Below are 15,687 nucleotides of genomic sequence, written 5' to 3'. Positions count from 1 at the left end.
GAGGATAAAACGCAATCAGGCCAAGGGAAAACTAGCAAGAGAAGAACGACATCACACCTTTTCAGGCGGGAGATCGCTCAAAGGGCCTACCTGGCACTTGTTTTAGCTCGGAGGTTGTATCTTGTACTACAAAAATGTCGTAATTTGTAGCTACTAACACTATTCTAAAGGGAATTTCGGGAGATTTCTGCGGCCAAGACAGCCTATTTCCCGGCGATGATGCCATTTGTGCAGAGAGTTTTTGCTATGTTGAGAAAAGACTTTTCTTTACCTGCAAATCCCTGATGGCCAAAAAAGCGAATCCTCCCGCCCCCTCTGTATCCGCTCCCATTCCCCTAACCATTGCCCCGGGCCTGGTTATCCGTGGCCCTCTCCGGGAGCAAGGTGCTGAAATCCGGCGGTTAGGCCAGCGCCCCTTGGTCATTGCCGGTTCTCAAACCCTTGTCCGACTCCAGTCGGCCCTAGAGCATTTAGCCCAGGATCAGGGCCTCCTCTTGGCTGCGGCTGACTACCATCCCGATTGCTGTGAAACCTCCCTCCAGGCCCTGCATCGAGCCATTGCTGAACATCAGGCCGATCTGATTCTAGGGGCCGGTGGGGGTAAGGCCCTGGATACGGCTAAACTGGTTGCCCATCAGGGCCAACTCCCCATTGTGACCGTGCCAACGTCTGGGGCTACCTGCGCGGCCTGGACGGCCCTGGCTAATGTCTATAGTGAAGCGGGGGCCTTCCAATACGATGTGGCCCTGCGCCATTGTCCTGAGTTATTAATTCTCGACTATGACCTGGTACAATCGGCGCCGACCCGCACCTTGGTGGCCGGTATTGGCGACGCCATTGCCAAATGGTACGAAGCCTCGGTCAGCAGTGGCCATGCCAGCGATACCCTCACCGTGGCGGCAGTCCAACAGGCCCGCGTTCTACGGGACCTCCTCTTCCAGAAATCCCTTGAGGCACTCCAGACCCCCGGCAGTCCAGTCTGGCGAGAAGTAGTAGATGCAACAGTATTGCTAGCCGGGATTATTGGTGGTATTGGCGGGGCCAACTGTCGTACCGTCGCGGCCCATGCCGTTCACAATGGCCTGACCCATTTACCCCAGACCCACGGTATTCTTCATGGGGAAAAAGTGGCCTACGGCATTTTGGTGCAACTCCGCTTGGAAGAATTGGTGGCCGGAAATCAATTGGCCGTAACCGCTCGCCAGCAATTGTTGAAATTTTATAGTGACCTGGGCCTGCCCCGGAGCCTAGAGGATCTGGGTCTGAAGGGAATTACCCTTGGGGAACTGCGCCAAGTCGCCGAAATCACCTGTCAGCCTGGCTCGGATATTCATCGTCTGCCCTTTGCCGTCAATCCTGAGGTCTTAATGGCCGCCCTGGTATCCACGGTTTCTTTACCCGAGGCCAGCCTCAAGGCCCCCCTAGTCGTCTGTTTACTAAAAGGAACTCCTTGCTCCAGCACCCGATTCTCGAACAGAGTTTTGCCCTAATTGACCAGGAAGTCGGCCCCCATAATCTGTCGGCAACAGAGTACGCCATTGCCCGGCGCATTATCCACAGCACAGCGGACTTTGACTTCCTCCATTTGCTCCACTGTAGTCCAACGGCCATTACTGCTGGCATGGCGGCCCTACGCCAAGGAACTCCGATTATTACCGATGTCACCATGGTGCGCCAGGGCATTCAAACCCTGATCAGCAAAACCTTTCAGAACCCAGTGATTGCAGCCATTGATTTGGCCCCCCAGGCCGACCCAGGCAAAACCTGCACGGAGACGGGCCTGCTTCGCTGTTTGACTGCTTATCCCCAGGCCATCTATGCCATTGGTAACGCGCCCACGGCCCTCTTGGCCCTGTGTGATTGGCTCCAGCAAGGGCCACCAACTCTACCGGCCCTGGTGATTGGGGCACCGGTGGGTTTTGTGTCCGTCGTGGAATCCAAGCAGGCCTTGGCCCAATGCTCTATTCCCCAAATTCGTATTGAGGGCCGTAAGGGGGGGTCGAGCGTCACCGCGGCTATTATTAATGCCCTCCTGGTGTTGGCCCACGAAAAGGGGGCTAGCCCCTAGGAGCCAACCCCCAAATTTGGGAACGCGCGAAAGAATTTACTTTTGAACCACTAACTTAACGTTGGCATTTTGCAGGCCCCGCTGTTTAACTTCAGCTAAGGTTTTATTGACAGCGTATTTTTGATTGATGGAGTTGATCAGTTCGGTTTGATTGTGTTTTTTCGCTACACCCCACAGGTCAGCGATTAAATCAAAAGAACCATCACTATTGCGAGACCAACCGAGGTCGTACTCACCGTCTAGAACGGCAACGATATCAGCCCGTAGGCGTTGGCCATTGTAGCCCCGGACATCGGCTTCGGTTTTTACCGAGATACCGAGGTCAGCCAGGGAGGCTTTTAGAATTTCGGCTTCGGTAATTTTGGTCCGCAGAGTGCTGAAATGAGACATGGGGGATTTCCTCCAAATAAATAACAATCAACAACAACAGAGTGAGAGTGGGAACACGCCGTCTTAAAAGCAACGGCTCTGGGTATGACTAGCCGAAGAGCTAGTGTTTTTTTCTCCTACCGAGGGCAGAAGAAAGCCTGTTAGAACTCCAATCGCTGGTATTCAGCAACGGAGGCGGAAGCAGTCCGGGCTCGCTGTCTAGCCCAATCTCGTAGCGCGGTGACTTGCTCCATCATGGTGCGGGAAAGCGGCAGGGTCGATTTAATCGCCGCGATAATATCCAGTTGGGTAAACTCCCGGTCTTGGGCAAAGGCCTCGTACATGGCAGCAATAATTGCCTGCTCAATTTCTGCCCCGGAAAAACCATCGGAGACCTTAGCTAATTGCGCAACATCAAAGCGACCAATATCCGAACGACGCTTGCTCAGATGAATCTGGAAAATAGCCTGGCGTTCATCAGCGGTGGGCAGATCGACAAAGAAAATTTCATCAAAGCGGCCCTTGCGGAGAAATTCCCCTGGTAGTCGTTCCACTCGGTTAGCGGTGGCCATGACAAACACCGGCGAGGTTTTCTCCTGCATCCAGGTCAGAAAGCTACCAAAGATGCGGCTAGAGGTTCCCCCATCCGAGTCTCCAGAGCCTGCACCACCAGCAAAGGCCTTGTCCAATTCATCAATGAAGAGAATCGCCGGAGAAATGGACTCTGCGGTTTTCAGGGCATTTCTGAGATTAGCCTCGGAACGCCCTACCATGGAGCCGTCGTAGACTCGGCCCATATCCAACCGCAATAGGGGCAGGCCCCAGAGACGGGAGGTGGTTTTGGCAATTAACGACTTCCCACAGCCGGGTACGCCGAGAATCAGCATCCCCTTGGGTTGGGGTAAACCGTATTCCCGGGCCTTTTCGGTAAAGGCATCGGAGCGTTGAGTCAACCAGTGCTTGAGTTCCTCTAGACCACCGACCGCCGCCAGGGTCTCATCCTCTTCGATGAACTCTAGAATGCCATTGCGCCGGATTAGTTGTTTTTTCTCGGACAGGACGATTTCGACTTCCTGCTCAGTCAGCTGGCCGGCTTTGACGTAGGCCTTACGGTAAACCTTTTGGGCCTCGTCTTTGGTTAGTCCTAGAGTGGCCTTGAGCAGTTTTTCCCGGGCCTCTAGGGAAATGCGTTTCACCTGGGTCTGATTCAACTGGCCCCGGAGCACCTCATCTAGATCCTGCAGATCTGGCAACGGAAAATCCAAGACCACAATGTCCTTTTCCAGTTCTAGGGGAATCTCCAGGGAGGGAGACATGAGCAGAATAAGCTTTTCTGTTCCCTTAAAGCTAGCGATGGCATCCCGTAACCAACGGGTCACAGCGGGAGAGGAAATGAACGGATGCAGATCCTTGAAAATGAAGATTCCTGCTTCTGGCTGGCGGACAACCCACTCGATGGCCGCTTCGGGAGAAACGGTATTATGCTGGGTAGTCTGAGGGGCCTTGCCATACTCCTGAAAGCCGCGGGTGACGGTCCAGATAAATACCCGCTGATGCTGGGTCTGTTGCTGGGCAATTTTAGCAATGGCTGACTCTGCCCGCTCTTCCTCAGCCGTAACCAAGTAGATCAAGGGGTATTGAGCTTGAACCAGAATACTGAGCTCTTCTTTCATGGGATCGACCGGGGGAGAGGAAAGGACAGGGAAAAAACCGGAACCTAGCAGGGAATCAAGACCTTGTCATCTTCTGCGAGTATCGGTATACCTTCGGGAACTTCCAGGGGAAATTCATCGGTGAGGACACTGGGCTGATTTTTGAGGGAAACCATTTGACCGTCACGCATGACCAGGGCGGCATCGCATTCTGGACAAATATGCACTTGGTGGGTTTTCCCGTAGGCGGCGACGTTTTCCGCCTCCACCTGCTCAGGGTGCTTGAGATAGAACTCAATTGCTCGTTCTACAATAGCTGACATGGATTCAGCATCAATGGCAGAACGAATTCTTAACTGCCGATGGATTCCCGGTGGGAGATAGAGTGTGACCTTTTGCTTATCTTGCATAGCACTTTAGATAAGATTACCCAACGGGTATAGTAGCCTAATTTAACCACCCAACACTATCCTGTCAAGCCAGCAAGCCCGTATGACGGCAGAATCGTAATATTTGTTTACAATTCGTGGGAGGTGCCGGATCCCGCTAAGATAATCGATCCTTGTGACCACATTGCGATTCTTCTCCTGGGTATCCCATGAAACTCCTTTGCCGCCAGAGCGACCTTAACAGTAATCTTGCCCTTGTTAGCCGGGCCGTCTCGTCTCGTCCCTCCCATCCCATCCTGGGCAATGTGCTCCTCCGGGCCGATGCCGAGCAGGGCCGTCTTTACCTGACCGCGTTTGATCTAAGTTTGGGGATTCAAACTAGTCTCTCCGCTGATGTGCAGGAAGAGGGCCTAGTTACCCTGCCGGCTAAGCTGTTCAGCGAGATTGTGGCCCGTTTGCCGGAGGGAGATTTGACCCTGGCAGTGGCAGAAACCACCGAAGATAGCGATAGCATTACAGCGACCCTCACCTCTGATTCGGGCCGATTTCAACTGCGGGGCCTGAGTGCCACGGAATATCCCAATTTACCCGTGGTGGAGGCGGTAACGCCCCTGATGCTCCCGGTGGCCGCCCTGAATGAAGGTCTGCGGGGGGCTCTGTTTGCCGCTAGCACCGATGATACAAAACAGGTATTAACTGGGGTTCATTTCAAAGGCACTGCCGATAGCTTAGAATTTGCCGCCACCGATGGCCACCGCCTTGCCGTGGTAGAGGCCCCCACCCAAATCCCTGCAGAAGATGGCGAAGCGGTGGTTCAGGGCAGTAATTTGGAGGATTTTTCTGTCACGATTCCCGCCCGGGCCCTGCGGGAACTCGAGCGGATTTTGTCCACCCGCCAGGATAGTGATTTAGTTTCCCTCTATGTGGACGATACCCAAGTCATTTTTGAGCTGGGAGACCAACGGTTGACCAGTCGCAAACTGGAGGGGGCCTATCCCGCCTACCAGCAGCTTATTCCCCGCAGTTTTCGTCGCACGGCTAGCATGGAACGCAAACGCCTCCTGAGTAGTTTGGAGCGGGTGTCGGTGCTGGCGGATCAAAAAAATAATTTGGTGAAATTTTCCCTCTTGCCGGACAGCAATCAACTGCAATTAGCCGTTGAAGCCCAGGATTTGGGGAATGCCCAGGAATCTCTGCCCGCCGATATTTTAGGAGAAGCGGGGGATATTGCCTTCAACATTAAATATTTAATGGATGGCCTCAAGGCCCTGCCCAGTAATGACATCCAGATGCAGTTAAATGAAGGCAATCAGCCGGTGATTTTTTCTCCCTTGGGAGGCCTAAAAATGACCTATCTGGTGATGCCTGTCCAGATTGTGCGCTAACAGGCTAGTCCGATTGGCCCTGCCAACGTTCCTGCTCAGCCATAAAACCGTGGTGCGGCGTCCAGAGAACTGCTCCCATTTCTCCTGTTACCAAAAGTTGACTTCCCTGAGTTTTAAGGATGGTACGGGTGCGTTGACTGACGTGCTCTGTCACCGCAATGGCCGTTCTCGGGTTCAAGGCCTCTAGCCAGGCCTGGGGCATAAATTTCCCGGTCCAGACTAAAACATCCGGACGAGAGGGGAGGGCGGGGATGGGGGCCTTGGCCTCTAAGCGTTTTAAAAGAACCCACCACCGCTTTTGTTGCAGGGTAAATTCCAGGATCGGGGGTTGTTGGCTGAGCCACGTCACCGAAGGACAGGCCGAGGACAATTCCTGGGAACTCAGACGACAGGGCGATTGGTTCAGGGCATTTTGGGCCAGGGCCGGTTGCAAGACAAAGGCCTCGGTCTGGTCTTGGCCATCGGTAATCAGAGTTAGCGCCTGTTGTCGTTGAATCAGGAGTACCGGTTGCTGGGGTGTATGGAAAACAATGACTTGGGTTCTGAGAAATTGCTGGTAGGTCAGGGGCAGAAAGACCAAGGCCCAGAGGCCTAGGGAGGCCCCTAGCCAGTAGCGTCGCCAAGGGGTATGTTGCCAAACCAAAATCATGGCCCCGTAGAGGAGTAAGACCAGTCCACCGGCGACCCGGCCCACGGCTAAAGCGGGAAATTGGCTCCCCATCTCCGCGAGATACATTAGGGCCTGGGTTGGATAGAGCAGGGGCAGAGCCAACAGGGTTCCCAAGCCTGGCCAAAGGAGGGCCCCCAGGGCACTGAGCATTCCACCTAAACTCAACAGTTCAATCAGCGGCGTAACAATAATATTGAGGGGAATGGCCACCCAGGAGAATTGGCTGAACTGCCCAATGAGCAGGGGTGTTGTCCAGAGGGTGGCCGCCAAGGGCACTGAGATAATCTCACTAATTTTAGGGGGAAGAAAATCTAATTTCTCCTGGAGGTAGGGGGCCGTCACCAGGATGCCCAAGGTGGCCAAAAAACTCAGTTGAAATCCCAAGTCCCAAATACTCACTGGATTGACCAGAGTCATCGCCGTCGCCACCAGAAGCAAGGCCCCCAGGGGATTGAGCTTACGTTCATTCACAACTGCAACCATCACCCCCAGCCAAAGCAGGGCCGCCCGAACCACGGAGGGCTGGAGACCCGTCAGCATCAAGTACAGAAGCAAGATCCCCAGGGCCAAACCCAAACGATAGCGGGGCCGCTGGGATTGGCCCCAACTCAAGACCGTTCCCACTAGCAACGACACCTGATAACCAGAGGCGGCGAGCAGATGAGATAGCCCCACCTGGGAAAACAGGGCCCGCAGGCCATAGGGGAGGCTGACGGCTTTTTGGCCCAGCACAATGGAACTGAGCAATTGGCCCTCGGGGCTAATCCCCGCCGTATTCTTGGGTAATCCCTGACTCTGGGCCTGCACGATGCGCTGGCGCAACTGGGCCGGCCAACAAAAACCCTGGCCAGCCGTCTCGGCCCTTTGGCCCCGCAAACCCGCAAATACCCCCCGTCGCTGGAGGTAGGCAGAGAAATCAAACTGACTGGGATTTTTAGGAGAACGGGGTTGGTAGAGTTGGCCCGTTACCCGGATTTTTTCACAGCCAAGCCATTGCTGGGCCACAGCGGCGGGCAAAGTCATATACAACTGGCCCGTCGTTGAGCGGAATTGGAGATCCGGTTCCTTTTGTACCAGTTCCGCCGCTAACCAAAATTGTTGACCGCCCCGGGCATTTTCCTGACCAGGGCCAAGGAGGTGACCCACCACTGTTACGGTCGGCTGAATTGTGGCTTTGGGTTGCAGGGCCTGGCTAATATCCTGGGCCGACGGTTGGGGAAGACGCCATTGCAGATAACCCGCCGCCAAGAGTGCAACCAGGGCCAAACTCAGCCAAAACAAAGACCCTGGCCCTCTGGGCCAACGACGGGGGCCAAAAATTGCGGCGCTCCCGGCTAACAACAGCCAGCCTAAACTCAAACCCATCCACTGGCTGGGGGCAGGAGATAAACCGAGCCATGCCGTGGACAGCAATCCCGCTAGGTAGGTGAGACAGATAATCGCCCAAGGATTGAGAAGCATGACATCGGAATCATCATCAACATTGCAGAGGAAAAGCCGCCGGTCGGCTAGCTAAATTATGTCTCGATTGGTGATGATTGACGCCTCTGGCCCCTAGAAATTTGCCTAAGGGAAAGAACAAGTCATGAAAAGGATTAAACCGTCAAGAGGGCGGGACGGTCGGCCTTCGTCTGGGCACCGGTAAAAACTGGGGCCGGTACTTTGATTAAGTTAGCGAGTTCTTCCAGTTGACTAATGGCCTCGGCCCCTTCTAATTTCATTAATTCCCGGTCATCGCGCATTTCTGTCCAGGTAATACCGTAGTCAGAGACCAGGAAGCGGATCAGGTGGTTCTCTCCTAAACTCACCATGAACGAAGCACTGTTGAGTTGACTACCGCAGGTGTAACAGGAGGCCAGAAAGCCTCGATTTTCTAGTACCGTCGCTAGGGCCTGGAGATTCATCACCAGGTCTTGCACAAATTCTCGATGTTGTTGGGCCAATCGGGTAAACACTTTTCCTCCTGCTAAATAGACGACTCTTTTGGAATCTTAATACTTTTTTAAGATTTTCTCCAGCTAACAATGACAACGACTCAGAAACAAGCACAAAGAGTGGGATGAGGAGAAAGATACACCCAGGCTAGCTCGAATTCCTTGGGAGCGCTCGTATCAATCATTACGCTTGCTGGGGGAACTGTCAGGGAACGTTCAGATGAACAAGGCAATGAAGACAGGGCGCTTCCCCCGGTGGGGAGCCTGCTAGCGGGCCAAAGGGGGTTACATTGATGCCTTTTTCCATCATGCCCAGGGACGGCGATGAGGAGTGCCAATGATGAGAGAAAGTTAACATCCCTGTAAAGAGAATGTTACATTGATGGGGTCGGTAATCCTGGCCCAAGCCACCTCCTATGACTACTGAGCTAATCTTCAACCTGGCTAATCTTTTTGTGTTGCCCTTCTGGGGCCTGATGATTTTTTTCCCTCGCTGGCAATGGACCCAACGGCTGATGGGCTCGGTTATTCCCTTCGTTGTCTTGGCCCTGGTCTATCTCTACTTTTTCGTATTTGCCCTTAGTCCTGAGTCAGCAGAGGCCCTGGCCAGTCCCAATTTAGCTGATATTGCTCGGGCCTTTAGCAATGAAAAGGTGATGGCGGCGGGTTGGACTCACTATCTGGTCATGGATTTATTTGCGGGTCGCTGGATTTACGAACAGGGCCAAAAAACCGGGGTTTGGACGATTCACTCCCTACTGTTGTGTCTCTTCGCTGGCCCCCTTGGTCTCTTGTCCCATTTCCTCACCGCGGCCATTGTCTCGCGCTTTTTCCCGGCTGTTGTAACCTCCCCGGAGGAGCAACCCGCACCTTAGACACCGAGCATGGCTGATACCGCACCTCTTTCCGAGATTACCCTAGACATTGATTACCCGCCCCAGCAAGAGGGAGACCGCCTAGACCGTTGGTTAGCCCAGCAATACCCCGACCTGTCGCGGGCCCGACTGCAACGACTGATTGAAGCGGGTCAGGTTCGGCTCAATGGGGCTATTTGCCAAGAAAAACAGCATAAACTCCAGGGGGGCGACCACCTCCAGGTAATCATTCCCCCTGCCGAACCCCTGGCCCTGACAGCCCAGGCCATTCCCCTAGAGATTCTCTACGAGGATGAACAGCTTCTGATCCTCAATAAACCGGCAGGTCTCGTGGTTCATCCTGCTCCCGGCCACCCCGATGGAACCTTGGTGAATGCGCTTCTGGCCCATTGCCCCAACCTCGAAGGCATTGGGGGCATCCAACGGCCAGGGATTGTGCATCGCCTGGATAAGGACACCACAGGGGCCATGGTCGTGGCTAAAACCGACGGTGCATTCCAGTCCTTGCAAGCCCAGCTCAAGGCTAAAACGGCCCGCCGCCAATACTGGGGCGTGGTCTATGGCGTGCCTAAGACCAATACGGGCACGATTCGTCTTCCCATTGGCCGGCATCCCGGCGACCGCCTCAAAATGGGGGTTGTCTCTCCGGAGAAGGGCGGCCGAGAAGCCGTTACCCATTGGCGGGTGCTAGAGCGCTTGGGTAACTTCACCCTCCTGCAATACGATTTGGAAACGGGCCGTACCCACCAAATTCGTGTCCACAGTAAGGAAATGGGCCATCCACTGGTGGGTGATCCCCTCTACAGCACCGGCCGTTCCCTGGGGGTTAATCTGCCCGGCCAGGCCCTGCATGCCCGCCAACTGACGTTAATACATCCCCTGAGCCAGCAGGAAATTACGGCTCTGGCCCCGCTTCCCGGTCATTTTGAGAAGCTCTTGGCCTTTCTGCGCCAACGCTGTTAGGATGCTTTCACGGTAGCCGCCTTGAGATGACGGAAACGGTCGGAATAGCTCCGCATCACCTCCAGAGCAAACATAGGGGTTTGTTGAACAGCAAACAAGAAGTGTTCTCGATCCATATAGGCCAATTGGCAGTTCGTTTTGGCGATGGCGGTTGAGGCTCGCAGATGGTCGGGGTGGACAATGGCCCCAATACCAAAAACATTACCGCTGGTAAGGGTTTCAACGGTCTGGCCGTCTACCTGCATTTCGACCTCTCCCGCCAGGATGCCGTACATACCGGTACCCTGTTCACCCGTTTGGAAGATTACTTCTCCAGGGCCATAGGTTTGCACCTTCCCCGTTTCAAAGATTTTTACCGTATCGATCAAATAAGACATAAGACTCCTTAGCTTTAGACGGCCGTTGCAGACAAACAGAAACTTGGCCCAATCCTACCGACTTTTGAGCCAGTTGCAAGAATTCTGAGAATTAAGTTAAATTTAGTTAAGATTCTTGCACGACTAGGAATAACCTATGCTAAAGAACTTGACAATTGGAAGGAGATCATCTAGGTTTATCCCCTTTGCCATGGCCAAGTTTCTGAACTAGTCCTTAAAAAAATATACAAGCGTCTTATTCCCTTCATTAAAAAAGTAACCATGAAACTTTCTTGGAGAACCGTCTTACTTTGGTCACTACCCGTGCTAGTCGTGGGTTTCTTCTTCTGGCAAGGCGCCTTTGCCAACAACAGTAATAATTTGGGAGCCAATACAGCCAACACCCGCATGACCTACGGGCGCTTCCTGGAGTATCTCGATGCCAATCGGATTGTTAGCGTTGACCTCTACGAAGGTGGCCGGACGGCCATTGTCCAGGTGAGCGACCCCGATGTAGGGCGTGTCCTCCGCTCCCGCGTTGATCTCCCCCTCAATGCCCCGGATTTGATTTCCCAACTTCGGTCGGCTAATATCCGTCTGGATTCTCATCCTGTGCGCAACGACGGCATGATTTGGGGTTTCCTCGGCAACCTGATCTTCCCGGTTCTACTGATTGGTTCCCTCTTTTTCCTCTTCCGTCGCTCCAATAATTTGCCCGGTGGCCCAGGCCAGGCCATGAACTTTGGTAAATCCAAAGCCCGCTTCCAGATGGATGCCAAAACCGGCATTATGTTTGATGATGTAGCCGGGATCGACGAAGCCAAGGAAGAACTCCAAGAAGTTGTTACTTTCCTCAAACAGCCTGAACGCTTTACGGCCGTCGGGGCCAAAATTCCCAAAGGGGTACTATTAGTAGGCCCTCCTGGAACAGGTAAAACCCTGTTAGCCAAAGCCATTGCCGGCGAAGCCGGGGTTCCTTTCTTCAGTATTTCTGGCTCTGAATTTGTCGAAATGTTTGTCGGGGTCGGGGCCTCTCGCGTGCGAGATCTGTTCAAAAAGGCCAAGGAAAACGCTCCTTGCCTAATCTTTATCGACGAAATTGATGCCGTCGGTCGCCAACGGGGGGCCGGAATTGGCGGAGGGAACGATGAACGGGAACAGACCCTCAATCAACTGCTGACGGAAATGGACGGCTTTGAAGGTAATACGGGCATTATTATTATTGCCGCCACTAACCGCCCCGATGTCTTAGATTCGGCCCTGATGCGTCCCGGCCGCTTTGACCGCCAAGTCATCGTCGATGCCCCGGATTTCAAAGGCCGCAAGGAGATTTTGGAAGTCCATGCCCGCAACAAAAAATTGGCCCCAGAGGTTTCCATCGAATCCGTGGCGCGTCGTACCCCCGGTTTTAGCGGTGCCGATTTGGCTAATCTCCTCAACGAAGCGGCCATTCTCACGGCCCGTCGTCGCAAGGAAGCCATTACTCTCCTCGAAATTGATGATGCCGTTGACCGAGTAGTGGCTGGTATGGAAGGCACGCCCCTGGTGGACAGTAAGAGTAAACGGCTGATTGCCTACCACGAAGTCGGCCATGCGATCGTGGGCACTCTGCTCAAGGACCACGACCCCGTGCAAAAAGTAACCCTAATTCCTCGGGGCCAGGCCCAGGGGTTGACCTGGTTTACCCCCAACGAAGAGCAAGGGTTAACCACCAAGGCCCAATTAATGGCCCGCATTGCCGGGGCCATGGGCGGTCGTGCCGCAGAAGAAGAAGTCTTTGGTGATGATGAAGTCACTACCGGGGCGGGCGGCGATTTACAACAGGTCACGGAAATGGCCCGGCAGATGGTGACGCGCTTTGGTATGAGTCCCCTTGGCCCGCTATCCCTAGAAAGTTCTGGGGGAGAAGTATTCCTCGGTGGCGGTCTGATGAACCGCGCTGAATATTCTGAAGAAGTTGCGACCCGCATTGATGCCCAAGTACGGGCCTTAGCAGAGCAAGGCCACCAGATGGCCCGTCAGATCGTTCGGGATAACCGAGAAGTGATTGACCGCCTGGTGGATCTCTTGATCGATAAAGAAACCATTGATGGAGAAGAATTCCGTCAAATTGTGGCCGAATACGCCGTTGTGCCGGAAAAAGAGCAGTTTGTTCCTCAACTCTAAGGGTTCCGTCGTCTGGGGTTAACCCAGCGGCGATTAGCTCATCCCCTGCGCTATCGTGGGGGATTTTTATTGGCCGGATGCTAGCGAAGTTCCTCTGGAGTCGGCCCGGTAAAACCGATACAGTAAAGTTTTCCCTTGGTTCTTATGGCCTCGACTTTGTTTTCTGACTTTCAGCCCCTAGCGGCCTTCACCGTCACTCCCCAGAGCCTGCAAATTCTGCGGCCTCTCTGCCAGGCCACGGGGGCCAGTCTGCATTTACCCGACTCGTTGGAGGCCTGTGAGGATGATATTCGTTACCAAAGTTCATTGCGGGAGTATCTACCCCAGGTTTGGTCAGAAGCATCGGGCCTGATCTTTTGTTTGGCCACAGGGGCCGTGGTGCGTCTGATTGCACCCCTATTGCAGAGCAAAGACAAAGACCCCGCCGTCGTGGTGATGGATCCCCAGGGCCAATTTGTGATTAGTCTCTGCGGGGGACACCAGGGAGGGGCTGACCGTTTGGCCCAAGGCCTGGCGGATTGGCTGGGGGCCAGGGCCATTCTGACGGGGGCCGCCCAGGCCCTGCAAATGCCTGCCATTGACACTCTGGGTCAGCCCTGGGGATGGCGGCGAGGAGCTGGTGATTGGACAGCGGTGAGTGCAGTGTTGGCTCGTCAGGAATCAGTATTGGTGGAGCAAAACAGTGGTTCAACTCTCTGGCAAAGGGCCTTGCCCGCCGACCATGCTTTTCAGTGGCAGTCTCCGGCGGAGGAGGTACAGGCCCGACTATGGATCAGCGCCCATTTGGCCCCAGCAAGTGAGATACCTTTGGTGCAATGGCATCCCCGAGTATTGTGGCTCGGCCTGGGTTGTGTGCGGGGAACCTCAGTGCAACTGATTCGCCAGGCCATTCAGGCAACCTTGACCCAATATCAGTTGGCCCCCCTGGCCCTGGCCGGGATTGCCAGCCTCGACCTCAAAGCGGATGAAGTGGGCCTATTAGACTATTGCCAAAGCCAGGGCCTGGCGCTACACACCTTTACCCCCGAGCAGTTAAATACCATTCCGGTGCCTAATCCTTCCCCCATTGTTGCCCAGGAAGTGGGAACCGCTAGCGTGGCCGAAGCTGCCGCCTTAGCCGCCGCCCAGGCCGATGGGCCAGCTAAACTGTTAGTGCCCAAGCAAATCTTTAAAGACGGCCCGGAAGCCGTTACCATCGCCATTGCCGAAGCAGAGCAGGAATTGATTGGTCGAGACGGGGCCCTGTGGTTGATTGGTACAGGGCCGGGAGACCTGGCCCAAATAACACCAGCGGCCCGCACAGCTATCCGCCAGGCTGATGTACTGATTGGTTACTCGCTCTACCTCGATTTAATCCAACCCCTCCAGCGACCCGGCCAAATTGTTGAGGCTTTTCCTATTACCCAGGAGCGTCAACGCTGTCAACGGGCCGTCGCCCTAGCCCAATGGGGCCTGAAGGTGGCTATGGTTTCCTCCGGCGATTGCGGCATCTACGGCATGGCCGGTCTAGCCCTTGAAGAACTGCAAAAACAAAACTGGGATGGCCAAACCCTTGTGGTGGAGGTCTTTCCAGGAATTACGGCCCTCCAGGCCGCCGCCGCCCGGGTGGGGGCCCCCCTAATGCACGATTTCTGCGCCATCAGCCTCAGTGATTTGCTGACCCCTAGGGAAAAAATTCTGCAACGTCTCCAGGCCGCGGCCCAGGCAGATTTCGTCACGGCCCTCTATAATCCCCAGTCCCAAAAACGCCGTGAGTTAATTGTCCAGGCCCAAACGATTTTCCTACAACACCGTTCCCCCGATACCCCCGTGGCCCTGGTGCGTTCCGCCTATCGGGCCGACGAACAAATTATCAAAACAACCCTGGCCACCTTGCTGGAGCATTCCATTGATATGCTGACGGTTGTTTTGATTGGCAATTGCTCAACCTATCCTTTCCAAGGGTGGTTGATTACGCCTAGGGGCTACTAGATTCCAAACGTCGATTGTTGCCCGTCTGATCCGTACGATAAACCCAGGTTTTTTGGCCCTGCTCCAGCACTAAATGCCATCCCGACACCAGGGCCTGGGTACAGAATTCATCGGGTTGGGCTAAACCCAGACAACCATCGGGCCAGGTTTGAGGCTGGGCCGACCGCAGTTTAATCTGCTCCAGCGGAATCTTAGCGGTCGTTGCCAAGTCTTGAATAACGGTTTGAACCAGGGTTTCAGGTACAGCGCTAGCCATCATGGCCGGACTGGGAGCAGGGCTAGGGAGATCCTGGACTTTGGGGGGAAGGGCCTTCCAGGGAACATTAAAACCCACCAGCCAGAGGAGGGCCAGGCCCAGGCAGCCACTTAGAATGAACAACCAATTTCGCATCATGTTCTCCGTTAGGGGCGTGGGGGCAGAAAAGTAATCCTGCAAACTAGGGAATTATTGTTCAGGCCCTCGGACAGGGCCGACGCTGGTAATAACGATACTGCAAATAATCCTGCAGGATTTGCCGGTGGTCAAAGCACAATAGCTGGGGCAGTTCCCACAGGTCGAAAATTCCCACCTTCTGAGCATCATCGGCGGCCTTCGGCAGGCCAACCGCCGTAGCAATAAAAACCACGCTCAAGGTATGCTGACGGGGGTCTCGGCTGGGGTCGGAATACACATAAAATTGCTCGATTAATTCTACCGGCAGGGAAATTTCCTCCAGGGCCTCGCGCAGGGCGGCCGCTTCCACTTTTTCGCCGTAGTCCACAAAACCGCCGGGCAAAGCCCAACCATGGGGGGGATTTTTCCGCTCGATTAGCAAAATGGGACGATGGGGCTGGTCGGCCATCTCAATAATGAGATCAACCGTGGGAGCAGGATTGCGGAATGTCATAA

Annotated in this window: 16 protein-coding genes; 7 read left to right on the top strand and 9 right to left on the bottom strand. The window is 54.5% G+C overall.

Features of this window, described 5'->3' with window-relative positions:
* Positions 1 to 284: 284 nt before the first annotated feature.
* A complete protein-coding gene (locus ABXS88_RS02270) occupies positions 285 to 1,490 on the top strand; it encodes an iron-containing alcohol dehydrogenase family protein (protein WP_353673574.1) in 1,206 nt (401 codons plus the stop codon).
* The gene (locus tag ABXS88_RS02265) at positions 1,451 to 2,068 is read left to right on the top strand and encodes a cobalt-precorrin-8X methylmutase (protein ID WP_353673573.1); all 618 of its coding nucleotides are present in this window, start codon (positions 1,451 to 1,453) and stop codon (positions 2,066 to 2,068) included. The genes ABXS88_RS02270 and ABXS88_RS02265 overlap by 40 nt, the downstream gene beginning before the upstream one ends.
* A gap of 36 nt (positions 2,069 to 2,104) precedes the next feature.
* Here ABXS88_RS02265 and ABXS88_RS02260 read toward each other — a convergent pair whose 3' ends face one another.
* The 3 genes from ABXS88_RS02260 to ABXS88_RS02250 form a co-directional block, all read right to left on the bottom strand.
* The gene (locus tag ABXS88_RS02260) at positions 2,105 to 2,458 is read right to left on the bottom strand and encodes a DUF1257 domain-containing protein (protein ID WP_353673572.1); all 354 of its coding nucleotides are present in this window, start codon (positions 2,456 to 2,458) and stop codon (positions 2,105 to 2,107) included.
* A gap of 140 nt (positions 2,459 to 2,598) precedes the next feature.
* Entirely contained in the window at positions 2,599 to 4,110 is a 1,512-nt protein-coding gene (locus tag ABXS88_RS02255; RefSeq protein ID WP_353673571.1) for an AAA family ATPase, read from the bottom strand.
* 44 nt (positions 4,111 to 4,154) lie between these two features.
* Entirely contained in the window at positions 4,155 to 4,499 is a 345-nt protein-coding gene (locus tag ABXS88_RS02250) for a hypothetical protein (protein ID WP_353673570.1), read from the bottom strand.
* A 188-nt stretch (positions 4,500 to 4,687) separates the two neighbouring features.
* Here ABXS88_RS02250 and dnaN point away from each other — a divergent pair, with 188 nt between their 5' ends.
* A complete protein-coding gene (dnaN, locus tag ABXS88_RS02245; protein WP_353673569.1) occupies positions 4,688 to 5,863 on the top strand; it encodes a DNA polymerase III subunit beta in 1,176 nt (391 codons plus the stop codon).
* 4 nt (positions 5,864 to 5,867) lie between these two features.
* Here the strand turns inward: dnaN and ABXS88_RS02240 are convergent, their stop codons facing one another.
* From ABXS88_RS02240 to ABXS88_RS02230, 3 genes are all read right to left on the bottom strand, one after another.
* Positions 5,868 to 7,994: a ComEC/Rec2 family competence protein gene (locus ABXS88_RS02240; protein ID WP_353673568.1), complete on the bottom strand. Its 2,127-nt coding sequence runs from the start codon at positions 7,992 to 7,994 to the stop codon at positions 5,868 to 5,870.
* A gap of 134 nt (positions 7,995 to 8,128) precedes the next feature.
* On the bottom strand, positions 8,129 to 8,488 hold the full coding sequence (locus ABXS88_RS02235) for a DUF1815 family protein (protein WP_353673567.1): 360 nt from the start codon (positions 8,486 to 8,488) through the stop codon (positions 8,129 to 8,131).
* A 184-nt stretch (positions 8,489 to 8,672) separates the two neighbouring features.
* Positions 8,673 to 8,825 (bottom strand): hypothetical protein, encoded by a 153-nt coding sequence (locus tag ABXS88_RS02230; protein WP_353673566.1) that lies wholly within the window; start codon positions 8,823 to 8,825, stop codon positions 8,673 to 8,675.
* A 58-nt stretch (positions 8,826 to 8,883) separates the two neighbouring features.
* On the opposite strand from ABXS88_RS02230, the gene ABXS88_RS02225 reads away from it, so the two are divergent.
* Positions 8,884 to 9,342 (top strand): ABA4-like family protein, encoded by a 459-nt coding sequence (locus ABXS88_RS02225; protein WP_353673565.1) that lies wholly within the window; start codon positions 8,884 to 8,886, stop codon positions 9,340 to 9,342.
* A gap of 9 nt (positions 9,343 to 9,351) precedes the next feature.
* Complete coding sequence (locus ABXS88_RS02220; RefSeq protein ID WP_353673564.1) at positions 9,352 to 10,305, top strand: RluA family pseudouridine synthase; 954 nt, start codon at positions 9,352 to 9,354, stop codon at positions 10,303 to 10,305.
* Here ABXS88_RS02220 and ABXS88_RS02215 read toward each other — a convergent pair.
* Positions 10,302 to 10,682 carry a cyclic nucleotide-binding domain-containing protein gene (locus ABXS88_RS02215; RefSeq protein ID WP_353673563.1) on the bottom strand — a complete coding sequence of 127 codons (381 nt, stop codon included), beginning with the start codon at positions 10,680 to 10,682 and terminating at the stop codon, positions 10,302 to 10,304. The genes ABXS88_RS02220 and ABXS88_RS02215 overlap by 4 nt on opposite strands.
* Before the next feature lie 261 nt (positions 10,683 to 10,943).
* Here ABXS88_RS02215 and ftsH2 point away from each other — a divergent pair, with 261 nt between their 5' ends.
* On the top strand, positions 10,944 to 12,827 hold the full coding sequence (gene ftsH2 / locus ABXS88_RS02210) for an ATP-dependent zinc metalloprotease FtsH2 (RefSeq protein WP_353673562.1): 1,884 nt from the start codon (positions 10,944 to 10,946) through the stop codon (positions 12,825 to 12,827).
* 144 nt (positions 12,828 to 12,971) lie between these two features.
* Entirely contained in the window at positions 12,972 to 14,798 is a 1,827-nt protein-coding gene (cobJ, locus tag ABXS88_RS02205) for a precorrin-3B C(17)-methyltransferase (RefSeq protein WP_353673561.1), read from the top strand.
* Here cobJ and ABXS88_RS02200 read toward each other — a convergent pair.
* Together ABXS88_RS02200 and ABXS88_RS02195 are read right to left on the bottom strand one after the other, a co-directional pair.
* Positions 14,785 to 15,192: a hypothetical protein gene (locus ABXS88_RS02200; protein WP_353673560.1), complete on the bottom strand. Its 408-nt coding sequence runs from the start codon at positions 15,190 to 15,192 to the stop codon at positions 14,785 to 14,787. The genes cobJ and ABXS88_RS02200 overlap by 14 nt on opposite strands.
* 58 nt (positions 15,193 to 15,250) lie before the next feature.
* Complete coding sequence (locus ABXS88_RS02195; RefSeq protein WP_353673559.1) at positions 15,251 to 15,685, bottom strand: NUDIX hydrolase; 435 nt, start codon at positions 15,683 to 15,685, stop codon at positions 15,251 to 15,253.
* Positions 15,686 to 15,687: the final 2 nt, after the last annotated feature.

Source organism: Synechocystis sp. LKSZ1, from assembly GCF_040436315.1.
Taxonomy (GTDB): domain Bacteria; phylum Cyanobacteriota; class Cyanobacteriia; order Cyanobacteriales; family Microcystaceae; genus Synechocystis.
The sequence above is the reverse complement of the archived record's forward strand: the minus strand, read 5'-3'. Positions and strand labels throughout refer to the sequence as shown.